The organism is Gilliamella sp. CG16 (assembly GCF_046635785.1).
Lineage (GTDB): Bacteria > Pseudomonadota > Gammaproteobacteria > Enterobacterales > Orbaceae > Gilliamella > Gilliamella apicola_I.
On the sequence record NZ_JBIDFL010000001.1, the window covers coordinates 208,320 to 232,247 of the forward strand.

A 23,928-nucleotide genomic window follows, 5' to 3' on the forward strand; every position below is an offset into this window, starting at 1 on the left:
AATGAATAGAGCCAATTGATTCTACCAATTTAAAATTGTCTAGCTGACCAGTTATAGCCTCGTTTTGATTCCATAAAGATGTATATGAATCATGATAATTACCTATTAATCGACCTTGAACAAAGTTGACTTATCCTTGTTCGTATCTATTGCCATTAAATAAAAAAATTTTCGTAGATTAGTTTGATGCTCATAATGGTCGAAACGGTGATTAACATAGGTCTGATTAATTTTCGCCCTTTAGTGATTACCATTTTAGCGCCTACCCTTGCTCCAATAAATTGACCTAATAACATAATCAGACCAATTGACCAAACAACTTCGCCACCTAAAATAAAAAAGATTAGACCAGCTAAATTTGAGGTGAAGTTTAAAACTTTAGTATTTGCCGTTGCTTTTGTGAGATTAAAACCTGCAAGGGTAATATAAGCCACAGCGTAAAATGAACCCGCACCGGGGCCAAAAAATCCGTCATAAAAACCGATTCCCAAAGCAGGTATAAGTGCAAATTGAATAATAGAGAAACGACTTTTACGATCATCTTCGCCAACTTTTGGCGAAAGTAAAAAATAAATGCCTACGCTAATGGTCAGTATTGGCAATAAAAGTTTTAAAAATTCAGCTTGAACATGGATGACTGAAATCGTACCTATAGCAGAACCAATAAAAGCAAATGCAATCGCCCACTTTTGCTGTTTTAAATCAACCATACGTTGGCGAATAAAATAGAGACTAGCTGAAAAAGATCCACCACAACTTTGTAACTTATTTGTTGCTAACGCACTAGCGGGTGGCAGCCCTATAGCGAGTAAAGCTGGCACAGTTAATAAGCCTCCACCACCAGCAATTGAATCAATAAAGCCAGCTACAACAGCGATAGCAAATAATAAAACGAGTATTTCATCACTCATAAATGATTGCTCATCATAAATTTACGTCGCTGCATTGAGCTCGATAACGAAGATAATGATCCATCAGCACTATAGCCACCATTGCCTCAGCTATCGGAACCGCACGAATCCCCACACATGGGTCATGTCGCCCATGCGTAGAGACGTCAACCGATTCACCAAATACATTTATCGAACGACCTGATATTTCAATACTTGGCGTGGGTTTAAGGGCAATATTAGCTATTATCGTTTGTCCGGAACTTATCCCGCCTAAGATACCACCAGCATGGTTAGATAAAAAACCATTTGGTGTGATTTCATCTCGATTTTCGCTTCCTCGTTTAGTGACAACCGCAAATCCGTCGCCAATCTCTACCCCTTTTACCGCATTAATGCTCATTAAAGCATGGGCGAGTTCAGCATCTAACTTATCAAAAACAGGTTCGCCCAATCCTACAGGAACATTTTCAGCCACAATGCAAACTTTAGCACCAATCGAATCTCCCTCTTTTCGTAACGATCTGAGTAGCTGATCGAGCGACGCGAGTTTTGATTCATCTGCACAAAAAAATGGATTTTGTTCAACTTGCTGCCAATCTTTTAATTCGCACTCAATATCCCCCATTTGTGCTAAATAACCACGAATTTGAATACCCAGTTTTTCGTGTAGATATTTTTTAGCTATTGCTCCTGCCGCTACGCGCATCGCTGTTTCACGAGCAGAAGAACGCCCTCCCCCTCGATAATCTCTTATCCCATATTTATTGTGATAAGTGTAATCTGCATGGCTAGGTCGAAAAATATCTTTTATTTGGCTATAGTCTTGCGAACGTTGATCGGTATTTTCAATCATTAATCCAATACTTGTACCAGTTGTTACCCCTTCAAATACACCAGATAATATTTTAACTTGATCAGGTTCTCGGCGTTGGGTGGTATAACGAGATGCGCCTGGGCGACGGCGATCTAAATCTATTTGTAAGTCTGATTCAGTTAATGCTAATCCCGGTGGTACACCGTCAACAATACATCCTAATGCAACACCATGCGATTCACCAAACGTTGTGACTTTAAATAATTTTCCGATTGAGTTTCCAGACATAATAACCTTATCCCGATTAATGCATATATTTATTTGAAATAGTGATGATATTTCACCAAGTCTTGTTGTGTGATTGAAAATACCCCGAATCCACCACGCTCAAAGTCAATCAAATTGAAAGGAACATCTGGATACTGTTCTTGCAAACTAACCCAACTATTTCCTACTTCACAAACAAGGATACCTTCGGGTGTTAAGTAATCGATCGCATCACGCAAAATTCGTTTTACTAAATCCAATCCATCAAATCCGGCTTCTAGCGCCAGTTTCGGTTCGTATAAATATTCTTCTGGCAAATCATTCATATCCTCATCATCAACATAAGGTGGATTGGAGACAATAAGATCGTACTGTTTTACCGGTAAATCATCAAAAAGATCCGATAAGATAGGGGTAACTTGAAAGTTCATTTCATGCAAGTCGATATTAGTTTGAGCAACATCGATTGCCTCAAGCGAAATATCGGTAATATCAACATGCGCTTTAGGAAAAGCATAAGCACAAGCAATACCAATACAACCACTACCGGTACAAAGATCTAAAATATGTCCAGGCGGTGTGGTAAGTAGCGTTTTGAAATGATCATCAATTAATTCACCAATCGGTGAACGAGGTATTAAAACTCGTTCATCAACATAAAAACTATGTCCACAAAACCACGCTTGATTCGTTAAATAAGGAGTTGGAACCCGATCGTCAATTCGCTTTTGAATAATATCAAACAAAAACTGTCTTTCTTCTTCCGTCAGATTGGCCGCGTAAAATTCTGGAGGAATAGATAATGATAACCCCAAACTGGCTAAGATAAGTTGTTTTGATTCATCGATAGGATTATCCGTTCCATGTCCTAAATAAATATCTGATTGACTGAGTTGTGAAGTTGTCCAGCGAATAAAGTCCTGAACGGTACTTAAGTTTTCCATAATGGCTCCAAAAGATCGAGGAGAGGAAGATATCATTCGTCAATGAAGGTCATCTTATTCTCAATAAATATCGCAAATCGAGTGTTTAAACAAACCGTTAAAATTGTATCACTCATTTATTTCAACAATTTAATTATTCGCAATATAGGGTGAAGAAAGTAAGTTAAATAAATTAAATATATTCATTATGATAATCTATCATTTTAGAATTAATTTTAATTCATTTATGAATTTTTTAACTACGCGAAATATTATCAAAGTATTTTATTATATTCAATTATTCATTCTCAATCATAATAGTGAGTCATGGAGAGTATTTTTTAATAATGACTTGATTCAAATCAATACCTTTTTTGATAGGTCTTGGCTATTTATCAATTAATACTAAAAAAATGTTATAACATTTCTAATGTTTAAGATGTCTTTTCCAAAAACTAAAAACTATTTTGAAAATAAGTGGCTAATATAATATTTCTACAATATCTATTAACTATGCTTATTCTCTAAAATAGCCATATAAATTAAAATAATTAGCTTTTCAGCTTAGATCTATAATAAATCAATATTATGTTAGAAAGCTAAACACCTTTAAAGGTTACAAGCAAATGGAATTTGTAAAATATATTATTAAGGCTTGATAGGTAATACAATATTTGGTTGATTTGCATCAATCGATTTTAATTGGATACGATAAAGTTTCCATTTTTTTAATAGTTTTTTGTCAGCATCAGTTGCAATATCAAGCTCTAATTTATCTTTTAAAATTTCTATTTCATTATTAGCCTCCGATACTAACATTGTAATGTTTGATAAGTTTTGTTTAATAATATAGTCGTTTCTTTGTAATTCATCCAATATCCACTTATTTTGTTCCCATTTACAAAATTCAAATGGTTCTAACAAAGTAAATCCTTTTTTGATTTTTCCTAAATAATCTACTTTTACTGGCTCTTTAGTTTTAATGTTATAAATAATTTTGTCTCTATGATCTTCTACTAATGTCCATTTACCATTATTCTCACAAGGGTAAAAACCCTCTTTAAATTCAGGGGCTATACGCAGCGCATTATCAGGCGGAAATGTATCATCATTTGCATCTAATTGGTGTGTGTACGGTTTTAATTCATTTGCATTATCAAAATAATAATTGATCATTCTAAACTCCAAGATAAATTGCAGGTGTCATACCGATATTCAATGGACGGTTTTCGTTAGCTGTAGGGACAACTCTTGATGCATCAATATCAAAAAAAGCCCATCTCATGCGCCGGTTACCCACTTGCAACCAATCGTCATCGCAATGATAAATCGATATTGCTCCATCTCTATCACCTTTATTAATATTTTCGTGTCCAATTATTGCTTTAGACGCTCCATTAGGAAGTGAACCTTTAATATTACGAATTGCATCATTCTCTATGTTACCGACTTGTCGAGCAGTTCCGTTAACCGCTCGTTCAAAATAGCCTCTTCCATCTGTTGCAAATGCTGTCGGGACGTTTATATATTGCTGGCCATTAATAGTTTTTATCGTAATTCGATGATCAAATTTATAGTTATAAGATAGATTATTTAAAACTTTTCCTTGTGGTGAATTTAATAGGAAATTATCTCCATTTCTAAAATACCAACCAAATGGCAATTCATTACGTCTAAATGGCATCAGACGTTGATCGCCAATAGTATCTTTTAATACAACATGATGATCAATTAAATAGATAGGCACACCATCTAAAACGATTTTATTAACAGGTAAGGCACCAATATCATCTGCTATGGGTTTATTAATTATTGAATATACTTTTTCACCATTTATTGTTAATTGATTAACGTCTAACGAACCATTAATAGCTTGATGTTCTATGCCTGTTTTTTGTATAAAATTCGAGCCATTTATCGATAATGCAGCATTTTTAGCGTCTAAAGCCGATTTGGCAGCGTTATCTGCTGATGTTTGAGATTCTGTAACGTTCTCTGCTGATTGTTTAATCAAACTCCTCACAACTGTTACATATTTATTTGCTAAATCGGCTGATTTATTGGCATTATCAGCATTATTTTTAGCCAACTCTGCACTATTAGCAGCTAAAGAGCTTGCATTTTTAGCATTGGCAGCATTATGTGCAGATAGCTCAGTGTAACCTCTGCTCTGTTCTAATAGCTCAAAAAACTCATTTGAAATTGCATATTGCGATTTTATAGTTACTTGCTGACCATCTGGAGCGGTTAAAGTCACTTCATCATCACTGGTTAGAATCATTTGCCATGCATCAAGTTGAGTTTGATAATAATTTAACATTTCTGATATTCTCAATGCTAACGCTTCTATAGATACCTTAGGCGATGTTGGTATTTCGTAATTCACCCCAGCTTTTGTTTCACCATTGTATTCATTTGCCAAAGTCAATTGCGTATCAGATTGAACAGAAGCTATTTCACATATTTCTATAGAATTTTTTGTTTTTAATATTAACATTTGACCTGAACAAACGCCAATTAATGGATTTGCCCATTTAGTATCAATTCCTGTAATTATTTTACTACCCTGTTCTATGTTAACAGAGCCAGATTTATACCATGACATAAATATCCTTATATTAAAAAGTTAACAATGATTTATTAGTTTTTTAAAAAATTTATCGGCTTTTATGATTTCATCGCGAATAATGAAATTTCTGGAACTCGTGGTTTATTCAAACCCCAATTTCTTGATTTTATTTCAAGTGTTGTTATTTCCCATGCAGGAATTTTGAAAGAAAAATTTCCTGTAACAATGTTTTGCCGGTTATAGCTTGCTATCGCTGTTCTGGCAAAAATCTTTTGTCCATTTTTATATACTGACATCTCGATTAGATCTTCTTTTGTACCAGTTCCTGTTGCTATAAGTGTTATTTGAGTGGAAATAACGGTCCTTTCAAAATAAGTTGATGGAATTGTTAAAATTTCCCCAAATTTCAAAGTATAAAGTTTTAAAAAATCACCCTCGATTTGGTTGACTGTTAATTTACCTTTGATCTGACAATTTTCATTAATTACAACATTATTCAACTCTCCTGATGTGGCACGCAATCTCCCTGAAATGTCAGCATTAATGGCTTTCAATGTTCCTGTATGCTTGGATAATTGCCAACCAGATACACCCTCTCTAAAATTATTTGATTCAATAACATTGCCAATTTTTGTGTTCGTTATTGAAGCATCACCAATAACTGCATCATTGATGACAACTTGATTACCCCGTGTCGTAAAGACTGTTTGAGGATTTCCATTGGCTGAGTTCATGATTGAAAAACGATCTTGAAGAAAAATGACATTACTTTGCATTCCTTGTTCAGTATTTTCAACACCCATTGTCATACCTGCAACATACTGTTGACCTTTGTCATCTACTTCAACTTTCATTGTACGATGAGCTGAAACTTTACCATTTAAATTATTTACCGTTTCACTGACATCTGAAATGGTGGTAGAAACATCTCCAACTTTTGTGTTAATTGCCTGTATTGATTTGGCAGTAGCGGCATTTTGTTCAGCGGTTGTCTGTTTTAATTCTGATAAATTGCTATTTATACTACCGTATTTAGCGTTCAACTCTTTTAAAGCAATGGCTGTTGCTGCTTTCTCAGTTAATAATACTGAATGGGTTTCTTGAATCTCAGCGGATAAGTTGCCGTTTTCAATTCTGCGCTGTTTTGTCTCAGCGTCTATAGCCAGTGCATTTTCGATAATGGATTTTGCATTCGCTATTGAATTAATAGCAGCATTATCTGCAGAGTCGACAAGAGATTGCCAAGCGTCTGTTTCTTTTATTTCTTCAAAAATATGGTCTGTCAAATCGTTAGTATTGGTACTTGAAACACCTCTAACCCAATCTGTCCAATCACTGATGTTACCAATTTTATCGACAAGACGAGCACGGTAGAAAAACTGTTGACCTATAGCTAACCCTGTCTGAGAATAATTGCAAGTTGGGTAACTAACATTGCTTAATAGCAGGGCATTTTCTTCATTTTTAGTCGTACTATATTGAATTTCTGTGTAACTACTATCACCGCTTCCAATTGGAAACGACCAATTAAGGTCAATACCAAATACCACACTTTCGCTAGCAGTAAAGTCTACTGGTCTGTCAGGTTTACCAACTTTTCCTTTGATTGCTTTGGTTTGTGAATAAGCCCAGGGTGAAGATGCATCAATCGCATTTACTGCTCGTACTCGAACTTCATATACACCAGTATAAACACCCTCGACGGTAAAATTCATTCCATTAGTTCGACCAATATTAATCCAAGACGAATTATCTTTTCTCCATTGAGCAATATAGTTTGTCGCACCTTCTACCACATCCCAAGAAGCTTGCAATGATGCCACCGACAGTCCCTGGGAGATATAACTGCTTTCTGATAAAACAATATTTTTGGGGGATGAAACTGAGCTTGGAGGAGTAACTGTTATTGGTTTTGGCTCTAATCGTATACCTTGATCTATATATCTGAATTTATTTGGATCATGATGAATAGCCGTAATTGTAAACTGACCTTCATTAGACGATGATATTGAGGTTACTCTATAATATTGAATAGCGATATTATCACTATCAATACACCATACTGCGCCAGCAACTGGTGTCAGTTTATAATTAGCCGTAACAGTGAGTGTTTTTTTGTCGGTACTAATCGCTCTAATCGTTCGGCTTTGCGCAGTGCCATCCGGTAAATTAAGGACTAACCGATCGCCCACATCATATTCAACAGCTCTATCTAATGTGATTTTTCGCCCTTCAACGGCGTGAATACGCCCGCCATTTTCTTTGCCAGAACGAGAAGGGTCAGCAATCCCAATGATTCGCGCAGGTAAAGGAATATAGCCATCGAGTCCTACCGAAAATGTGATCACTTCATCTTTTGCATTAGAAAGTAAAGCCCAACGTCCACGTCGTTGCGCTTCAGCTTGAGAAGTACAACCTATCGCTGTTAATTTCATGACATTGACATCATAACGACGCATCAAATCATGATCCCACACAGCCTCAACATCATCACAATAATGATTGTTGGGATCAGAATATGCAACTAAACAGGATGTATAACGATTTTTATATGAACCACCAGAATAGGTAAAATCGCCAATAACATTAGAAGGATGATAGATAAAATCTGGTTCATCTTGTGGCATATCTGCGGTTAAACAGATCTGATCATTACCCCAAAATATAATGCCCCGAAATGAAGCCACTAAATCTTTTAGAACGTTATAAGCCTCTTCTTGACTTTGTATATATTCATTACAAGCAAAGCGAGGCTCCATGCCACCTCGACCATCAGGTACCATTTGATCACAATACTGACCTAATTGATAAATTGACCATTTATCGAGCATTGTAGAATCAATTCTGACCCCCATACCTGCTATCTCATCACGCATCAAATAATAAGAAAGCCAAGCAGGATTATTGGTATATGCCATTTTAAATCCACCTGTCCAAGTGCCTGAATAGGTCCTGTTTACTGGATCATAATTGTCGGGTACTTGAACAATTTTCCCTTTCAGTTTACAACTAATTTTAGGAATAGAACCATTAAATTGGCTAGCATCTAACTCGATATAAAGTAGAGCGGTATTAGGATACCGTAATTTACTGTCAATAATTTCCGCATATGAAAAAACACTAAACGTATTAATCAATTTATTCGATTTCGAATCAGGTGTTAGTCGTCTAACACGTATAGTCCACCCATCTAATGCATTCGGTAAATTGATGCGATGATCTCGCTGATATTCTGAGGTTGTTTTTCCATTAAATTCACCATAAATAACCGTTTCAAACGCACTGCCATCTGTTGATAAGTCAATAGCATACTTGGTAACAGTTCCTACCGTATCACCATTTTCTTTATAATGTAAATGACTTGGTAAACTTAATTTGATTCTTATGGCATCTAATTCTAGATTACTAAATGATCGTATCCAAGGATTGTCAGATTTTACTGTAAAAGCGGCTTTTAACTCATTACTTATCTCAGGTATTCCTTGAATATAATCTTGCGTTTGGGCACCATTACGGAATTCCCATGCAACACCATTAAAATTACGCGTACCATCGAGATTGGCTAGTGGAGTATTATCAATGAATATATTTTGTTCTGTTAGATCGCCTTGAATTTCCCCTTCACTTAATGCTAAAAGCACTTTGAGCTTTGCTGTTGAAAGCAAATTATCGGGTTGTTCATAAGGTCTATGTTGCTTTTTTTTACCGCCCTTTTGACCTTCTATTAATTGCATAATCCACCTATTGTTGATCTTCTGAATAAATACCCGCGTTAATCACTGCGCCACCAATTTCACGGTTACCTAATAAAACAGGAACAGGATAGCCTACCGCATTGGTATTAACGGGCGCTCCAAAACCATAGTTAGGTTTATTTTCAGTGTTTGATGCCCCGCCTGCGTTAAATTTAGGCTGAGGGGTAAGTAATTGCACAATGCCACCTAATGCCATGCTCAAACCAATACTAGCTAAAACTGAAGATGCAGTAATTTCAGCACCCAATAGTGTTAAAGAGGCACCACCAGTAAAGAAAGCACCAATTAAAGCAACGGCTCCGATCACAACTTGTAATAAACCACCACTTTTTGCACCTTGAGCTATCGGCATAATCACATAATTTTTGCCATTAACATTAATATCAAACTCATCAATTCCAATATTTTTTCCATCCACAAAAAAGGCAAACTTAATGCCTTTTAAATGAGCCGTACTCATATATTTTTCAAACCCTTTTATTGTCACACAAAGTGCGCGTAGCAATTCCCGGATATTGTTTACGTCATACGTATGCTTTTTTCCAAATTGCCTTGCCATTGCACCTTTCAATGTTAACTTACTGAGCATTCAATAACTCCTTATGCCGCACAATGCGAACAGTTCTGTCTCTAAAATATTTACCGTAAGGTGTACGTGTAGATAATTGACCGTACAGGTGGTGTAAAATAAGATTATCACCCACATAAATAGCAGCATGATTTGTGACTTGCGAACCAATGCGCATCATAATCATGTCTCCGACTTTCATATCATTCAGACCGACTTCAACAAATCCTTCTGCTTGCCAATTATCATCATAAAGATGCTCTTTGCCACTATCCCACCATTCTCGTGGCACTGAATAATTGTTTAATTTAATCCCATATTCACGATCATAATAATTCATTATTAATGACCAACAATCAGCGTGACCAAGCAACCACTGCCGCCCTGTATAATCTCGATTTATTCGTGGTGATATTGTGCAAAAGTCACCATCAGGAGCAGACATTATTCCCCATTCAATACCTGTATAATCACATTGAATACGGTCAAACTCTGACGGAACAAGTGACGTAACATCAGGATGAGAATGAATAATCATGATAATTTCACCTTGTTTTTCTGCAGCTAACTGTTCTTCTGGTGATATTAAAAAATGCTCTTTTGGATTATCTGAAATGTTTTTACAAGGTAGATAGATCTGTTTTTTTCCCGTATCAATAATGAATCCACAAGCTTCATTTGGGTATTCGCTATCCACATGCTTTTTGATTGAATCTAGTAATTTTTGTCGCATATTACTTACCTTGAAGATTAGCCGCTGGAAAACCACCAAACGGAAGAGGTTTATTACCATGTCGGGCTTTACAATCTTTTAATAGTCCTCCACATACATCTTTTGCCGGATCATCGACGGCAATTCCGTCTTTGGTGAAAAACTTATTTCCAGCATAATCACAGCCTGTACCTGAGCGGTACCATCCACGCATACACCAAGTACATATTGTTGTGATTTGCCTGGTAGGCAATTGTAAATTTTGAATATCAAATGGCGAACAAAGTTCAAATTCAACAATAGCTTTCGTTTCTTCGCGTTTATTATTAATAAAAAATAATTGAACTCTTTCTTGAGTTGGATCGGCTGTGGCATTACCTGCTAACCAGTTGTCTGAATCAAGGTATTTTGCCATTGTGGTATGAATTTTTACTCTCGCTTGAACTAAATCATCATAATCTATACACAATCTAGTCACTCTTCCGTCAATATTACCGATTGACAATTTAGGGGTAGGTTGTGCACCCGTACTACTTAATTCAAGATCGCTTAATTCATACGGATACGGTAAATATTCTTTACCTTGCCATTTTATAGAAGGTAAATTTCCAACAGCAAAGGAAGCCCACCCTTCAGCAGAGATATTATGAGAATGAAATCGCAAAACCTCATCAAGCCCAAATTTTGTACAATCAACTTCAATAAGTTGTATCAGCTCATTGCCTTCAATGGCTTGTAAATCTTGTGTTATTGACATGTTCTCTCCATCAATCCCCAAAACTTAATTAAGAAAATTTTTTGAGGTCTACATTTGAATAATTAAGGTGCATAAGATTGGACAAAAGTAAAACTTAGCTTTACCACATTCGAAGAGATAAATTCAGATTTGATTGATTCGTTTTGAACACGATATAATCTTTCTTCTCCCCAAGGGTTAACCCACTGAAAGGAATGAATAATATGGCTGTTAAGAAACTGACGGATTTCAGCCAATTCGTTACAATGACCCGTATAGGACAAATCCCATGTTTCACCTGATTTATTGATTCCAGAACTCCAAATTTGCGAATATCCATCGTTAAATTTTACTTCTGTGATACTCATTTTTTCCCCTCCATTGGGGGAATGCATTGTTTTCCATTTAAATTTATCTACTTTCATATACTCCTCAAACAAAATTTGGTTTTGAATATGTCTAGGTAATTTAGTTGAATTAAAAACATCAAAATTGAGTAATTAACAATACAATTTTTTGACATAAGCGTGAGAACGGATATTTATTAATGTGATCAATTCTAACTTTATGTTTTTTTTGCAATAAGAAATTAACTTAATTTTGTTGAACTGAATCCATTTACGCGCTATAGACGACTAAAATACGATGATATTCCAAGAAATAGGGATGACTAAAAATGAGTTGTTATTGTGTTTTAATATTCGAATAAGTATTAAAATTATGCCATTTAGAGATTTTAATAAGAATCTAAATGGTTAATATCATTACTTCATCGCATACATGACGTTGTATAACTCTCCTCCTGGTGAAACTGATTTTTTAAACATCTCATTCATTTGCCGTCTAATAACTGCATCTACTTGAGATTGAACTTGTTTTGGATCGGTATTATTGCCATGAGTAGAAGTACTATTTTCTGAAGACATATTTAATACAATATTGGGATTAACAGTGATTGCATTTGAAGAAGGAGTTGTGCGTTGGGCTAATGCTATCGGAGCCGAAATAGAGGTATGAACATAACCACCGCTATCATATCCTTTATGAGAATCATTCATCAGACTATAAAGATAGTCTACACCTAATCGTTTAGTTGCCTCTTTTGTAAAAACAAACTCGCCTTTATGAACAATTCCTGCTGGTTGGTACTTATTACCTCGTCCGGTAAAACCGCCCGGTTCCAATGCATATCCCACATTTCCACCCGAAGCATATCCAAGAATTTCACCCCCTGTATAAGCTTGTTGAAGACCTCCGGTCGCTTTTCCTCCACCACCAAAACTCGTTAAAGCAGATTGAATAATCTGTGCTAAAATCAATTTATTAATAATTTCAATCAGATTAACTAAGATAGTTTTTGCAAACTCTTGAAAGTTTGCTTTGCCTGTTGTGACAAGTGTTGTCATCATTTGAGACATAGATCCAATTGAATTTTGCGCAAAATCTTTAGCAACACTAAAAACATCTTGAGATGTTTCAGCAAATTCTTTCAAACCGGTTGTTAAACCAGCTATCCAATCTCCTTTTTGTAAATCTTCTTGCACAAAACTTTCTTCTAAAAGTTGAGCTGCCTCAAGGTAGTTTTGAGTTATAGTGATGATGTTTTCTTGACTTAGATTATTACTTGGATCTAAATCTTGTTCCTTATTTCTTTCTAAATTAATTCGACTTTGATACCTTGACGATTGAGATGATGTCATTCCAAAGGTCGCTTTTTTATCTGCAATCTCATTTTGTAATTGAGTAGAATTGTGAGTAATATTTTGTAAAATCTGTTGGACTTTGATTCGACCATTGATTTCTTCAGAAATTGCCGCATTTTTTTCATATTGAGTAAGTAACGACGCTTTATTGGCTAGTAAATAACGTTCTTCTGCGGTTAGTCTACTTTTATTGTTTTCTTGTTCCAAGATGTTAATCTGAGCTTGCAAATCAAAGTATTTTTTACGTTCTGCCGTTATCGCACCGATCGTTGCATTCTGTTCTTTTAATGATTCTAGTTGAATTTGAAGATTTTTTTCATCTCGTTGACTAGTTTTTAATAATGACGGCGCACTATTTTTTGAAGAAAATAAAGTATTTATTTTATTTCTATTGCCTTTATCGCCTTGAGGGTTGCCAGTTAAATCATTTGATGACTTCAGTATTTTTGTTGAATTGCTGACTTTGGTAATAATTTCTTTAAATTTTATTATAAAATTATCTAAATTATCATTTCCTTTACCAGCTATTGATGAAATGTCTCCAAAATAAGCTCCAAGATCATTTAATTTTGCTTCAAACTCGAATGAATTTGAGGCATTTTTAATTTCTAACAATTTATTTACAAAAAGCTTAGCTTCTTCATTAGTTATATTCCAGGTTTTAGCAAGTTGCTCAGTGCTTGATTTAAAAGAACTAAAGATATCATCATACACCTTTTGATTAGCCTTTCTATATTGTTCTTTACTCTCCCAAATATTATCAATTTTTTCAGGTACTTCAATTCCATTTGGATGTTTTTGAATATAGTCCAAGTCATTAGTTATTCTGTTAAATTTAATCTTTGATTCTTTTAAAATTTCTTCAAACACACCTTTTGAAGACGCAATTGATTTTTCTGAAAGTCTTTTTGAAGTCTGAATAAATGCCGTCGCAAATTTGGGATTTATATTTGCTAGCTCCTTCAATTCATCAGTAAATGAAACTGTTCCATCTTTATTTAGTTTAACAATACTATACAATTTTTCTTGGGATTCTCTTAAACTATCAGTGGCAGATACAGCATTATCAAAATAGTCAAACAAATCCTTACCGACGACGGCACCCACTTCAACTATCGTACCAATAGCTTTCCCAACAGGACCGAACAATTCACCAATTTCTATTCCATGTTCCGCCAGTGTCATTAATGGATTTTTCTTTACATTCGCTTGTGCGGACATCTGTTTCATTTGATTTGAAATCTGACTTAATGCCGCACTCATTTTTTCACTTGTATTGGCAAATGTTTCTTGCGATTCAATTATCCCAATTAATTGATACTTAGAGCTTTCAATTATTGAATTAAAAACTTGAAAAGCATGAGCATCAATAAATCCATTTCCATTATTGTCAGATAATTGTTGTTGCACATAAAGCAGATTATCCAATGCTTTGTTGATCGGATGAATGATTCCTAATAACTTATTATAGACACCAATTTGGTTATATAAAGATTCCAATTGACGTTTACTAATATTGTTATGCATTAGTTTAGATGTATTTAGTGTTCTCAAACTTTTATCAGTGGTTTTAAGCTTTACATCTAACTCGTTAATTCTTTTAATCTCTTTATCAAGATTACCTGTTTCAACTTTTAATGATAATGTAGTTGTTTTTGACATAGATTACCCATATTAAATAAACCGACTTTCGTCGGTTATTTTGATTTGTGTATGATTGTTAAGGCCTGACTTTCCATTAACCGAATATCATTAAAAATTTTTTGGTTTCCTTTAATATCAAGCATTTGCATTACCCAAGGCAAGCAATTATAGTCAAGACCTAAAATACCACTCATGCTTGTTCTCCACTGCGTTGACATGGCTTGGAATAACTGGAAAGCATCCCAGTTATCTGACCATATTTCTATATACTCATCTTCATAATCGACTTCCGATAGCCCAAAAGAATCAAGTTCAGCTTTTGAAGGCGTTGATGAATAAAGTGCAGTGGCAAGCTCTATGAGTTTTTTTCTCGTTGTCCCAACATCTCTTTATAATAAGTATTAGTTATTGCTTGCCAAGCAGCAGGATAGTTATTTAATAAGATATTTAAATTTTCTTGATTAAACTCTTCATCCAAATTCCAACCAGATACAATTTTTATCATAAATTCAATGATAGGTTTATCCTTAAGCTCGGTCTCAAACACGGTCAGTTTATCAACTGAATAATGTTTGAAATCAAAGCTAATTTGACCATCGTCCAATCCAGGACGCGGAATGGAAACTTCACATCTAAATGTCGGATCTGCAATAAGTTTAAATTTTGCCATGATTAAAATGTCCTAATTAATCTTTATAGAAAGTAATTGCTGGTGACTCAACTGTCGCACTTACTTTTACAGTTTCAATATCATTAATGGCTGTTGTTGGCGTCGGATCAAAAGCAATACGGACAGAGTCATAACGTGTTTCTTTAGCTTTAGGAACATACATTTTCATTGCAACAACATTATTGGTTAAATCCAACTGCTGTAACAATGTGTAGATAGGTAATGAGCTGTCATGAGCAATGGTAAAACTTTTACTTTTCGCTGATTTGATAGTCGGTAATTGACGTTCTGCATCATCATCAAGGAACTGAATTTGAATAAATTGCTGTTCACCACCTTCAGTAGCAACCTCTTTAATTTGAGGTAGTTGTTCCCATTCCGTTATTTTGGTAATAGTTCCTTGTCCTTCTCCTGCCGGGAATACCGTTGTATTACTAGTATTAATATTACCCAAAGTCACTTCATTGTTATTTACGTGAGAAATTTTTGCGACAATATTATTCAATTTAGTCCATGATGAAGTGAGCATGACTTCGTCCCCGACCACTAGTCCATGCCCTGAATTTAACGTGACCACCGCTTCTTTAGCATTAGAAATTGAATTAAAGTTAGTTACTTCGTTGTGTGATTTTTGCACATACACACGTGAACCATTAGGTAAAGCAAAACCCATAATATATATCTCCTTAAATTTTATTTAAAATATAGAATCAGCACGATAGTTAAAGCTGATCGGAAGTGTATAACAAGCATTATCCATTTTTGCTGGATAAACACTTGGTATAGAATTTACATAAAGTGAAAAGTTATGACTTGTTAACTCTAAATTGAGTGGAAAATGCTGAATAATTTCATCAGATATTTGTTGAGAACGTAACTTACCGCTATTGATAGGTGCGACAACAGAAATTTGATAAACACCTCGATAAACCTTCAATTTTCCTTCTGAATCAACGCTTGTTGTTACTTCTGGTAAAATATAAGTTCTGAGATAAATATCGGAATGAGAAAGAATTTCACTATTTTCATCGAAAACAGGTAAGTTTAGTTTTTTTGCAATAATATCAAGGTGAGATTCAAGCAATGCTGAGATTGTTGAAATCAAATTATCATCTCCTTAGCGACATTTTAAAAATAGATCTTGTTAATTATTGTTTGCTTATAAATTTCATAAAAACCTCAGAAATTAAGGAAGAGTTTTTTAAATTTATTCAATAAATTCGATTAGAAAAAGCTATTTACACCTGATAAAAAAATTATCTATTACACATAAACAGTGTGTTATTTTGAGGTGCAATGACCTGACAGTAGTATTGTTGCCATCCTTCAATTAGGGCTTGGTTATAGCTGATTGCGTGGGTAAGACGGTAATAATCTTGTTGAGAAGATTTTGCAAGTCGTAAGGCTTTGTCAGCAATATCGCCGGTGGCGGCACTATTTCGTTCAAGGGTGGCGACTTTGATGCGCAACTCGACAAGACCATTATCCACATCATCACGTAAACTATCTGTTTTAACCTGTTCATCTTTTATTGTCTCAAGAATATTTGACTCAATTAATTTAATGGCACTGTTACCTTGTTTATACGCGTTAAATTGCGCTTCTAACGCCACCGTTTTAGCCATTGCCAGTTGTTCACCTTGCCAACAGTGATACGCAAAATAAAGCGCTAAACCGGTTATTACAATGCCACCATACGGTAATAACTTAATCAGCAATGTTAATTTATTCATCATGCTAATCCGTTTAAATACACGGTTTTACCACCATTTTTGACGGCGGTCAGCACTATTTGGCGATTATGAGTGGGACTGAATCCGATATGAACCCATTGATTATGCTCCTGAATAAGCTTATCAAACACGACTCCTGCATCTATCAATCGTTGACAGATTTGTTTCGGTGTGCCAAATGGCGAACGGAAGTCAACCGCCAAACCTTGAGTGTGTGCACTACTTGCCACCCCGCCTACCCGCGCATTTAATGCCGGACAACGGTAACCGGAAGTAATGATGATGGGGTGCTCAAGGGCTTTTCTGACCAGTTCAAGTTTTATTGCTGTTAATTGGATATTGGGCATCAGTGCTGCCGGTACGGAATTGTCAATTTTTAATCGACTGGCCGTCAATGAGTAGGTAAACTCATCCAGTTTAAAATGTTCAGTCAGTTTCATTAGTTTTCCTTTTAATCATCATGTCCACGTGTTTTTTTTATTAATTGTTCTTCAAGCGCTTTAATTAAGGTTGCGCCCGACCACCCCGCTAAACCGGCAACACCGCCGGCCAGCTCAAACTGCCAGTTAAAATAACTGGCTGCCAACACCACCAGCGCGCCGGCAAAAGTAGAAATAAATATCTGAGCAATTAAAATCATCAGATTAAACTTATTCCCATTAATAATGTGATAGCAATAACTGGCTAATGACCCCAGTAATGTGACAAAAAACAAATAAACGACAACATACCAATTGATATGGTCAGGCTCTTTGATTGGCATAGGTTTCATCTTCATCGTGAGCCTCCTGCTGAGGCAGTTAAAAATAAGAAAGGGTTACGCAGCACTTATGTATAAATTATTTTCTGTGATTGCTCTGCGAACCCGTTGAATTGTGATAACTGATAGTTAAATCGTAGACATAAAAAAACCGCAATGAAGCGGTTGAATAAAAGAGAGTTATATTAAAGAAGTTTATTTATTTTATTTTATTTTATTTTATTTTATTTTGATTATTTTATATGAATAAACAGGATGTTAAATAATAAATTGCAAATTAAAGGCAATAAAAAAGCCCGCTTAGCGGGCTTAAGTAACAATTCTTGATTTTGAGATAATTATATACTTATTGGCGTACGTTGTCAAGATTAACTGTCCCACTTTTTTTAAAACACTAAATGTTGCAATAACTCCAGTTCAGTGCCGGTTAACATCGTTTGCATCGATAATGCACCAATAATGTAACTTTCCCCACTACTTTTTATTTTTCGGATATTGCCTTCACTACAGGCCAAATCCTGCGCTATTTCACGTAAATTTTTAGGTTTGATAATTAATGTCGACGATATTTGTGTTTTGCTTGGTTCGATATAAAGATGATCATCCACGATCATTTCGTCTCCATAATAGAATTTAATTAAGACTTTTGCTTCTTCTTTTATTTTCGTAATTTTACTGTTTTTCATCGTCGAAATAATGCCATCTATTATTAACCCGTCTTTATCTAAACAGACCTGTTTATATTCCTTTTTTTGGGATTGATATAGACTAAATACTTTGCGTTGTTGATAGGCTTCTTTTCGAGCCCAATTACCCCAACGGGTTAATACTTGAGTGATATCATAATCAGCATTCAAACTCACTTTATTAAGCCATTGTGTCGGGTTTTGATATTGTTCAACATTGATTTGTTTTGCTAGCATTATTCACCTCAAGTAGTTTCATTTTATTAACGTTAAATTAATAACTAGTAAAAGAATTAATTATCAACATGTTTTCATTCATGTTTTATCTCTCTTTCAGTATTAAAGTTATTTTTTATATCTCTATTAGCACTGATCATGACAAAGATATTCTTGAAAAATTCCTTTCAAATAACTATTATTATTAATAATAACAATAGTTATCATAAAAATCAATAACCAATGTTATTTGAATAATGATAACTTGAGTTATACAATAAAGTACTTCATTACAATGGGATAAAAAAATGACGACATTTACAGAAAGATTAAATTCAGCATTGAAACAATCTGGTATGTCTCAACATCAATTAGCTGAAAAGGTTAAAATTAGTCAGCCCGCCATTCAAAAATTACTGTCAGGAAAATCCAATACATCAAGAAAAATTGTTGAAATAGCCAACGCGTTAAATGTTGATTTATTGTGGCTGACAAAAGGCATTGGCAAAGCGAAATTAACTAAAAATAGTGCCAATGCAACAATGTTAGGTGCTATCGATGAATGGGATAGTAAAACACCACTTGATGAGGATGAAGTTGAAGTGCCATTTTACAAAGATGTTAGGCTTTCTGCAGGTAACGGATTTGCTGATGATATTGAAGATTATAACGGATACAAACTGCGATTATCACGGTCAACAATGCGAAAATATGGAATTGATAAAGACTGTGCCGTATGTTTAACTGTTTATGGAGATAGTATGGAACCTGTTTTTAGAGACGGGTCAACTGTCGGTATCAATCAAGCAGACACTAATATTCGAGATGGAAAAATATACGCAATTAATCATGACGGGTTATTAAGAATAAAAATATTGGAAAGATTGCCTGGTAATCAAGTCAAAATCCGAAGTTACAATTCAGATTATGATGATGAAACTGTTTCTTTGGATGATATCACCATTCTAGGAAGAGTCTGGTGGCAATCATCGATATTGGATTGATCGACACATAACATTTACCGCTTCGGCGGTTTATGTTCCTACCATTATGCCCTAACATTTTAATTTTTTATCGTAACCTCATTTTTATTACTTTTGTTATTGACTTTTTTGATAACTTATATTATCATTATGGTTATCAAAACTAATCAACTTACCATAAAGTTAGCAATACCACGAGTTACTAATGGGGTAACAAGATTCAAGTAGCTAGCAGGGGCTTACGAACATACTGCGGTTTTGATGAGATATTCAATACAAGTTTGTGTAAACCAATTTATTGAATATCTGACAACTGGAAAGACAGTAATATTCTACACCCTTTTGCCCCGAAATCGGGGCTTTTTTAGAGGTTAATATGACGAATAGAGATTTTGTTAAGATGAAAATAAAAGATCGTTTTCATCCTGATTATCAATTAACGAATACCGAGATCAAATTTTCATTATTTGGTATTTTTATTTTAATCTTGTTTGGATTATTGCTTTTTTAGTTGGAATAGATAAACAGCAACGAGGTACGTGATGCATCAATTACACCGATTAGTTGAAAACGCCTATGAAGCTAATTTTTGCAAAATGCTTGATAGAATTGAAAAACAAGATGCAAGAGATGAGTGGATCGATAAACGGGCTAGCGAACTTATAAAAAACTTTAGCAATGAGAATGACTGGCAACTTCTAGAATTAATTAAACTGAAACTTGATAATCACGCAGTTGATGCTGAGATTTATGATCAGTTCGTTTCGGATATTTGCTATTCTCAAGCAAGAGAAGAATCAAAAGCACAATTTAGTAACGTATAGATAATAAAAATTGATACTTTATAATCAATATCCTAAAAACTAAAATGTTGGATAACGCTGTTTTAAACGTAAAGTCCAGCAAAAATCGGGAAGAGATGGCGGTGAGGAAGGGATTCGAACCCTTGATACGTTGCCGTATACACACTTTCCAGGCGTGCTCCTTCAACCACTCGGACACCTCACCTAAATTATAAAGCCTGCTTTTCAAAAGCAGGCGCATACTATAATCGTCACAAAACAATTTTTCAAGTATTTTTAATTCATACAAACAATCACACCAAATGCAGCAATTAAACTGAGTATGGCAACTGTACTAAATAATGCATATTTTAAATTTGAACACATATTTTTATCTCCAATTTTAATTATTTTATTGATCAACCGAAATGTTTAATGGAATGACATCACTGTTTACTTGTTCTTTCGCAATTTTGGAATATTTAGGCGCAAAATCAAGCAGTATTTCAACAGCTTCATCTAAATAAGCATCGGGTCGTTTATAATCTTTTGGTAAGTCTTCTAATTTCGCAATTGGAGCCAAACCAGCACGACTCAAACGCTCATTCATGCGTTTCAAATCTCGGTCATCATCGCTCTTTTGTTCATCTTCACGATATTGTTTATTTAAAGAAACAATATAACGACTATCCTTTTTATCATTGAACCGTTTAATATCATCTTGAATGTAGATAAACTCAGGATTTTTGGCAATTCGAGCTAAATGGTTGGCTTTAAGTTCTGAAAATAAAGGTGCGATATTTGCAACTTTTGAATATTGCGCTGAAGGTATTTTATCCCATGGCAAAGCATTATCTAAATATCTTTCACCGGTTTCGTCAACATATTTTTCATTGATCATATCAATGTCAGGATCAACCCCTTTAAGTTGCGTACTCCCACCATTGATTCGATAAAATTTTTGAACAGTATATTGCACACCGCCTAATTCAGGCCAATCCGGATGTAATCTTGCATCTACCGGATAAGCTATATTTCGTGAGGTTTGCACCGTACCTTTACCATAAGTCGTTTCTCCAACAATCAACGCTCGACCATAGTCTTGCATTGCGGCAGAAAAAATTTCAGAAGCAGAGGCACTGTAGCGATTTATCATCACCACGATTGGCCCTGAATATTTGATACTTTCATTTTTATCATCATAAACATTGATTTTTTGTAAATTGTCACGCACTTGAACCACAGGCCCTGTATCAATAAATAGCCCAGTTAATGCAATAACTTCTGCTAAAGAACCACCGCCATTATCGCGTAAGTCGATAACAAGCCCTTGCAGATTATCTTGATTAGCTTGCGTTAATAGTGAATTGACTTTTTGAGTTAATCCTATATAAAAACTCGGAATTTCGATAACACCAACCTTCCCTCGTTGATTGTCGATAATTTTTAGTTTAGCTTCCCTGTCTTCAAAATGAATTTTATCACGTGTTAGTTCAACAATTTTAGGTTTGCTACTATTGCCTGCCGGTAAAATTTCGAGTCGGACAACAGTTCCTTTTCGCCCACGAATTTTTTCAACAACATCATCGAGACGCCAGCCAATAACATCTTCAATGGCTGAATTACCTTGTCCGACACCAATAATTTTATCACCAATGGTTAGTTGTTTACTTTTTTCAGCCGGTCCACCCGTTACAAAAGACATAATCTCGGTGTAATCATCTTTTTGACTTAAAGTGGCTCCAATACCTTCCATTGATAAATTCATCTCAGCATCGAAGTCTCGTTTCTTTCGTGGCGCCAAATAGCTGGTATGAGGATCAATTTCGCGTGCAAATGCATTCATAAACACTTGGAACGCATCTTCAGTTTTGGATTGTAACAATGTTTTTAACACACGATTGTAACGTTTAGTTAAAACTTCACGTATCTCTTTCTCATTTTTACCGGATAATGAGAGACTTAACTCATCATATTTGACTCGTTTATCCCAATAATTATCAAGCTCTTCTTCGGTGCTTGCCCATGAAATATCTTCTCTTTTAAAATCAATATTTTCATTAGTTGAAAAATCCATAGGGCGTTGTAAAACTTTTAAAGCATATTGAAATCGGTTATATCTTTTTTGAATAGAAAGATTATAAATGTCATAGGCCATTTTCAAATCGCCATCTAACAGCTCTTGACCTAACGACGCTTGTTTATCTCTAAAGCTATCAATATCACGCTGAATAAAAAAAGATTTATTGCCATCTAATAGTTTAAAATAGCGGTCAAAGATTTTGGCTGAAAATGCCCCATCTAAATCAAAATTACGGTAATGGGCTTGAGTAAAATAGTTAGTTACCCTATTTGCCACAATTTGATGAATTTGATCTTGTTTAAGCGTAGGTAATTGTTCTGTAACTGACGAATTAGTCTGAACTGCTTGGCAAACGATACTTGGACTAATAACACAAAGAACAAGTAACGATTTTCTTATACCTTTAAATAAATTACTCATTGCCATTCTCTATTGATTAATTATGTGCTCTGGTTTAACTGTTAGTTGCATACCTGAACCAACCTTCACTTTGATATGTTCTTTTTCAATATCAATGATCTGCACTTTTAATGGTTTATTGCCCATCGTAACCTTAACAAAATCACCAATTTTTAAAACTCTATTTTTTTTAGGTGGAGTATAAGCTCTTTTAGGTTTCGATTTGTTTTGTTTTTTAAAGTGCTCTTTAGCTTTACTTTTGCTCTCTTTAAGCTGTTGTTGTGCATAATCCATCTGTTCTTGGGTAATGACTTCATTGAGATTACCATCTAAATCAACACGATGCGAGCCAACTTTTATACTATATAAGTAACGCCAATTATTGGTATAAACACGTAAGGCAACACGTAGTTTCGTTTTGCTTAATTCTTGGTTTCCATCAAGACGTGAAAGTATGTCCTGAAATATGCCGATTTTCAAGGGTTTTGCTTCGCCCTCAATAGTAAAACAATTAGGAAATTGTTGGGCTAAATATACAATAATTTCTTTACTATTTGTCAATTGAAACTGTTTTTCCATCTGTTCTGCCGTAATAATTAAACTGTTGGGTTGTGAATGAATTGCGTTATTGTTTACTTTGGGTTGTTCCTTAAAGGATTCTATCGTTTTTTCTTTACTTTCTATTAGTTGTTGCTTAGCAAGATCCATCTGTTCCTGAGTTATGATTTCATGGGGATTACCGTCTAAATCGATCCGATAAACCCCAATTTTTATACTTTCTAAATAATGCTGACTATTCATGTAGAAATCTAACGCATCATTGAGTTTAGCTAAGCTTAATTTAGGGTTTTCATTTAATCGGGAAATAATGTCGTGAACAATGCCCTTTTTTAAAGGTTTGACATTACTCCCGAACGCAAAAGAATCTGGAAATTGCTTAACTAAATAAGCAATAATTTCGTCATTTGTTGTTAATTGAAATTGTTTTCCCATTTACTTTTCCGTAATAACTAAATTTTATAAGCGCTAAAG

The 23,928-nt window shown here is 34.8% G+C and carries 24 protein-coding genes and 1 tRNA gene; 2 read left to right on the forward strand and 23 right to left on the reverse strand.

Annotated elements, in window-relative coordinates:
* Positions 1-155 precede the first annotated feature (155 nt).
* The 19 genes from ACGH47_RS00885 to ACGH47_RS00975 form a co-directional block, all read right to left on the reverse strand.
* Positions 156-911 (reverse strand): TSUP family transporter, encoded by a 756-nt coding sequence (locus ACGH47_RS00885; protein WP_411622409.1) that lies wholly within the window; start codon positions 909-911, stop codon positions 156-158.
* A gap of 13 nt (positions 912-924) precedes the next feature.
* The gene (gene aroC / locus ACGH47_RS00890) at positions 925-1,995 is read right to left on the reverse strand and encodes a chorismate synthase (RefSeq protein ID WP_411622411.1); all 1,071 of its coding nucleotides are present in this window, start codon (positions 1,993-1,995) and stop codon (positions 925-927) included.
* Between the two features lie 29 nt (positions 1,996-2,024).
* Positions 2,025-2,918: a 50S ribosomal protein L3 N(5)-glutamine methyltransferase gene (gene prmB, locus ACGH47_RS00895; RefSeq protein ID WP_411622413.1), complete on the reverse strand. Its 894-nt coding sequence runs from the start codon at positions 2,916-2,918 to the stop codon at positions 2,025-2,027.
* A 627-nt stretch (positions 2,919-3,545) separates the two neighbouring features.
* On the reverse strand, positions 3,546-4,073 hold the full coding sequence (locus ACGH47_RS00900; protein ID WP_411622415.1) for a tail fiber assembly protein: 528 nt from the start codon (positions 4,071-4,073) through the stop codon (positions 3,546-3,548).
* 1 nt (position 4,074) lies between these two features.
* Positions 4,075-5,502: a hypothetical protein gene (locus ACGH47_RS00905; RefSeq protein WP_411622417.1), complete on the reverse strand. Its 1,428-nt coding sequence runs from the start codon at positions 5,500-5,502 to the stop codon at positions 4,075-4,077.
* Between the two features lie 62 nt (positions 5,503-5,564).
* Entirely contained in the window at positions 5,565-9,200 is a 3,636-nt protein-coding gene (locus ACGH47_RS00910) for a phage tail tip protein (RefSeq protein WP_411622418.1), read from the reverse strand.
* Between the two features lie 7 nt (positions 9,201-9,207).
* Positions 9,208-9,810: a tail assembly protein gene (locus ACGH47_RS00915; RefSeq protein WP_267350655.1), complete on the reverse strand. Its 603-nt coding sequence runs from the start codon at positions 9,808-9,810 to the stop codon at positions 9,208-9,210.
* Entirely contained in the window at positions 9,800-10,522 is a 723-nt protein-coding gene (locus tag ACGH47_RS00920; RefSeq protein WP_411622420.1) for a C40 family peptidase, read from the reverse strand. Before ACGH47_RS00920 ends, ACGH47_RS00915 begins: the two co-directional genes overlap by 11 nt.
* 1 nt (position 10,523) lies before the next feature.
* The gene (locus tag ACGH47_RS00925; RefSeq protein WP_411622421.1) at positions 10,524-11,258 is read right to left on the reverse strand and encodes a phage minor tail protein L; all 735 of its coding nucleotides are present in this window, start codon (positions 11,256-11,258) and stop codon (positions 10,524-10,526) included.
* Positions 11,259-11,320: 62 nt separating this feature from the next.
* The gene (locus ACGH47_RS00930) at positions 11,321-11,662 is read right to left on the reverse strand and encodes a phage tail protein (protein ID WP_411590070.1); all 342 of its coding nucleotides are present in this window, start codon (positions 11,660-11,662) and stop codon (positions 11,321-11,323) included.
* A 339-nt stretch (positions 11,663-12,001) separates the two neighbouring features.
* Positions 12,002-14,602, reverse strand: a complete 2,601-nt coding sequence (locus tag ACGH47_RS00935) for a phage tail tape measure protein (RefSeq protein ID WP_411622423.1) — start codon at positions 14,600-14,602, stop codon at positions 12,002-12,004.
* A 35-nt stretch (positions 14,603-14,637) separates the two neighbouring features.
* Positions 14,638-14,943 carry a DUF1799 domain-containing protein gene (locus ACGH47_RS00940; RefSeq protein WP_081299198.1) on the reverse strand — a complete coding sequence of 102 codons (306 nt, stop codon included), beginning with the start codon at positions 14,941-14,943 and terminating at the stop codon, positions 14,638-14,640.
* Positions 14,940-15,254: a phage tail assembly chaperone gene (locus ACGH47_RS00945; protein ID WP_267350661.1), complete on the reverse strand. Its 315-nt coding sequence runs from the start codon at positions 15,252-15,254 to the stop codon at positions 14,940-14,942. Before ACGH47_RS00945 ends, ACGH47_RS00940 begins: the two co-directional genes overlap by 4 nt.
* A 16-nt stretch (positions 15,255-15,270) precedes the next feature.
* The gene (locus tag ACGH47_RS00950) at positions 15,271-15,927 is read right to left on the reverse strand and encodes a phage tail protein (protein ID WP_267361141.1); all 657 of its coding nucleotides are present in this window, start codon (positions 15,925-15,927) and stop codon (positions 15,271-15,273) included.
* 24 nt (positions 15,928-15,951) lie between these two features.
* The gene (locus ACGH47_RS00955) at positions 15,952-16,359 is read right to left on the reverse strand and encodes a phage tail terminator-like protein (RefSeq protein WP_081299199.1); all 408 of its coding nucleotides are present in this window, start codon (positions 16,357-16,359) and stop codon (positions 15,952-15,954) included.
* 151 nt (positions 16,360-16,510) lie between these two features.
* Positions 16,511-16,990 carry a lysis system i-spanin subunit Rz gene (locus ACGH47_RS00960; protein ID WP_411622424.1) on the reverse strand — a complete coding sequence of 160 codons (480 nt, stop codon included), beginning with the start codon at positions 16,988-16,990 and terminating at the stop codon, positions 16,511-16,513.
* On the reverse strand, positions 16,987-17,427 hold the full coding sequence (locus ACGH47_RS00965) for a D-Ala-D-Ala carboxypeptidase family metallohydrolase (RefSeq protein ID WP_411590077.1): 441 nt from the start codon (positions 17,425-17,427) through the stop codon (positions 16,987-16,989). Before ACGH47_RS00965 ends, ACGH47_RS00960 begins: the two co-directional genes overlap by 4 nt.
* Positions 17,428-17,438: 11 nt before the next feature.
* Positions 17,439-17,765: a phage holin family protein gene (locus tag ACGH47_RS00970; protein WP_218837354.1), complete on the reverse strand. Its 327-nt coding sequence runs from the start codon at positions 17,763-17,765 to the stop codon at positions 17,439-17,441.
* Positions 17,766-18,133: 368 nt separating this feature from the next.
* Positions 18,134-18,670, reverse strand: coding sequence for an antiterminator Q family protein (locus ACGH47_RS00975; protein ID WP_267369569.1), 537 nt, complete (start codon positions 18,668-18,670; stop codon positions 18,134-18,136).
* 287 nt (positions 18,671-18,957) lie between these two features.
* Between ACGH47_RS00975 and ACGH47_RS00980 the strand changes: the two genes are divergently transcribed.
* Positions 18,958-19,653, forward strand: coding sequence for an XRE family transcriptional regulator (locus tag ACGH47_RS00980; protein WP_065558733.1), 696 nt, complete (start codon positions 18,958-18,960; stop codon positions 19,651-19,653).
* Positions 19,654-20,174: 521 nt separating this feature from the next.
* The gene (locus ACGH47_RS00985; protein WP_267359487.1) at positions 20,175-20,456 is read left to right on the forward strand and encodes a hypothetical protein; all 282 of its coding nucleotides are present in this window, start codon (positions 20,175-20,177) and stop codon (positions 20,454-20,456) included.
* Between the two features lie 96 nt (positions 20,457-20,552).
* Here ACGH47_RS00985 and ACGH47_RS00990 read toward each other — a convergent pair.
* The 4 genes from ACGH47_RS00990 to proQ all read right to left on the reverse strand — a co-directional run bounded on the left by ACGH47_RS00990 (position 20,553) and on the right by proQ (position 23,889).
* Positions 20,553-20,640, reverse strand: a tRNA-Ser gene (locus ACGH47_RS00990).
* A gap of 71 nt (positions 20,641-20,711) precedes the next feature.
* Positions 20,712-20,801: a YnhF family membrane protein gene (locus tag ACGH47_RS00995; protein WP_143425968.1), complete on the reverse strand. Its 90-nt coding sequence runs from the start codon at positions 20,799-20,801 to the stop codon at positions 20,712-20,714.
* Positions 20,802-20,826: 25 nt separating this feature from the next.
* On the reverse strand, positions 20,827-22,917 hold the full coding sequence (gene prc, locus ACGH47_RS01000; RefSeq protein WP_267349685.1) for a carboxy terminal-processing peptidase: 2,091 nt from the start codon (positions 22,915-22,917) through the stop codon (positions 20,827-20,829).
* A gap of 9 nt (positions 22,918-22,926) precedes the next feature.
* Positions 22,927-23,889 (reverse strand): RNA chaperone ProQ, encoded by a 963-nt coding sequence (gene proQ, locus ACGH47_RS01005; protein ID WP_267380782.1) that lies wholly within the window; start codon positions 23,887-23,889, stop codon positions 22,927-22,929.
* Positions 23,890-23,928 lie beyond the last annotated feature (39 nt).

Bases quoted from the DNA above. Each gene is read 5' to 3' on its own strand.
- ACGH47_RS00885 (WP_411622409.1), bottom strand. From the start codon at position 911: ATGAGTGATGAAATACTCGTTTTATTATTTGCTATCGCTGTTGTAGCT.
- aroC (WP_411622411.1), bottom strand. From the start codon at position 1,995: ATGTCTGGAAACTCAATCGGAAAATTATTTAAAGTCACAACGTTTGGT.
- prmB (WP_411622413.1), bottom strand. From the start codon at position 2,918: ATGGAAAACTTAAGTACCGTTCAGGACTTTATTCGCTGGACAACTTCA.
- ACGH47_RS00900 (WP_411622415.1), bottom strand. From the start codon at position 4,073: ATGATCAATTATTATTTTGATAATGCAAATGAATTAAAACCGTACACA.
- ACGH47_RS00905 (WP_411622417.1), bottom strand. From the start codon at position 5,502: ATGTCATGGTATAAATCTGGCTCTGTTAACATAGAACAGGGTAGTAAA.
- ACGH47_RS00910 (WP_411622418.1), bottom strand. From the start codon at position 9,200: ATGCAATTAATAGAAGGTCAAAAGGGCGGTAAAAAAAAGCAACATAGA.
- ACGH47_RS00915 (WP_267350655.1), bottom strand. From the start codon at position 9,810: ATGCTCAGTAAGTTAACATTGAAAGGTGCAATGGCAAGGCAATTTGGA.
- ACGH47_RS00920 (WP_411622420.1), bottom strand. From the start codon at position 10,522: ATGCGACAAAAATTACTAGATTCAATCAAAAAGCATGTGGATAGCGAA.
- ACGH47_RS00925 (WP_411622421.1), bottom strand. From the start codon at position 11,258: ATGTCAATAACACAAGATTTACAAGCCATTGAAGGCAATGAGCTGATA.
- ACGH47_RS00930 (WP_411590070.1), bottom strand. From the start codon at position 11,662: ATGAAAGTAGATAAATTTAAATGGAAAACAATGCATTCCCCCAATGGA.
- ACGH47_RS00935 (WP_411622423.1), bottom strand. From the start codon at position 14,602: ATGTCAAAAACAACTACATTATCATTAAAAGTTGAAACAGGTAATCTT.
- ACGH47_RS00945 (WP_267350661.1), bottom strand. From the start codon at position 15,254: ATGGCAAAATTTAAACTTATTGCAGATCCGACATTTAGATGTGAAGTT.
- ACGH47_RS00950 (WP_267361141.1), bottom strand. From the start codon at position 15,927: ATGGGTTTTGCTTTACCTAATGGTTCACGTGTGTATGTGCAAAAATCA.
- ACGH47_RS00960 (WP_411622424.1), bottom strand. From the start codon at position 16,990: ATGATGAATAAATTAACATTGCTGATTAAGTTATTACCGTATGGTGGC.
- ACGH47_RS00965 (WP_411590077.1), bottom strand. From the start codon at position 17,427: ATGAAACTGACTGAACATTTTAAACTGGATGAGTTTACCTACTCATTG.
- ACGH47_RS00970 (WP_218837354.1), bottom strand. From the start codon at position 17,765: ATGAAGATGAAACCTATGCCAATCAAAGAGCCTGACCATATCAATTGG.
- ACGH47_RS00975 (WP_267369569.1), bottom strand. From the start codon at position 18,670: ATGCTAGCAAAACAAATCAATGTTGAACAATATCAAAACCCGACACAA.
- ACGH47_RS00980 (WP_065558733.1), top strand. From the start codon at position 18,958: ATGACGACATTTACAGAAAGATTAAATTCAGCATTGAAACAATCTGGT.
- ACGH47_RS00985 (WP_267359487.1), top strand. From the start codon at position 20,175: ATGCATCAATTACACCGATTAGTTGAAAACGCCTATGAAGCTAATTTT.
- ACGH47_RS00995 (WP_143425968.1), bottom strand. From the start codon at position 20,801: ATGTGTTCAAATTTAAAATATGCATTATTTAGTACAGTTGCCATACTC.
- prc (WP_267349685.1), bottom strand. From the start codon at position 22,917: ATGAGTAATTTATTTAAAGGTATAAGAAAATCGTTACTTGTTCTTTGT.
- proQ (WP_267380782.1), bottom strand. From the start codon at position 23,889: ATGGGAAAACAATTTCAATTAACAACAAATGACGAAATTATTGCTTAT.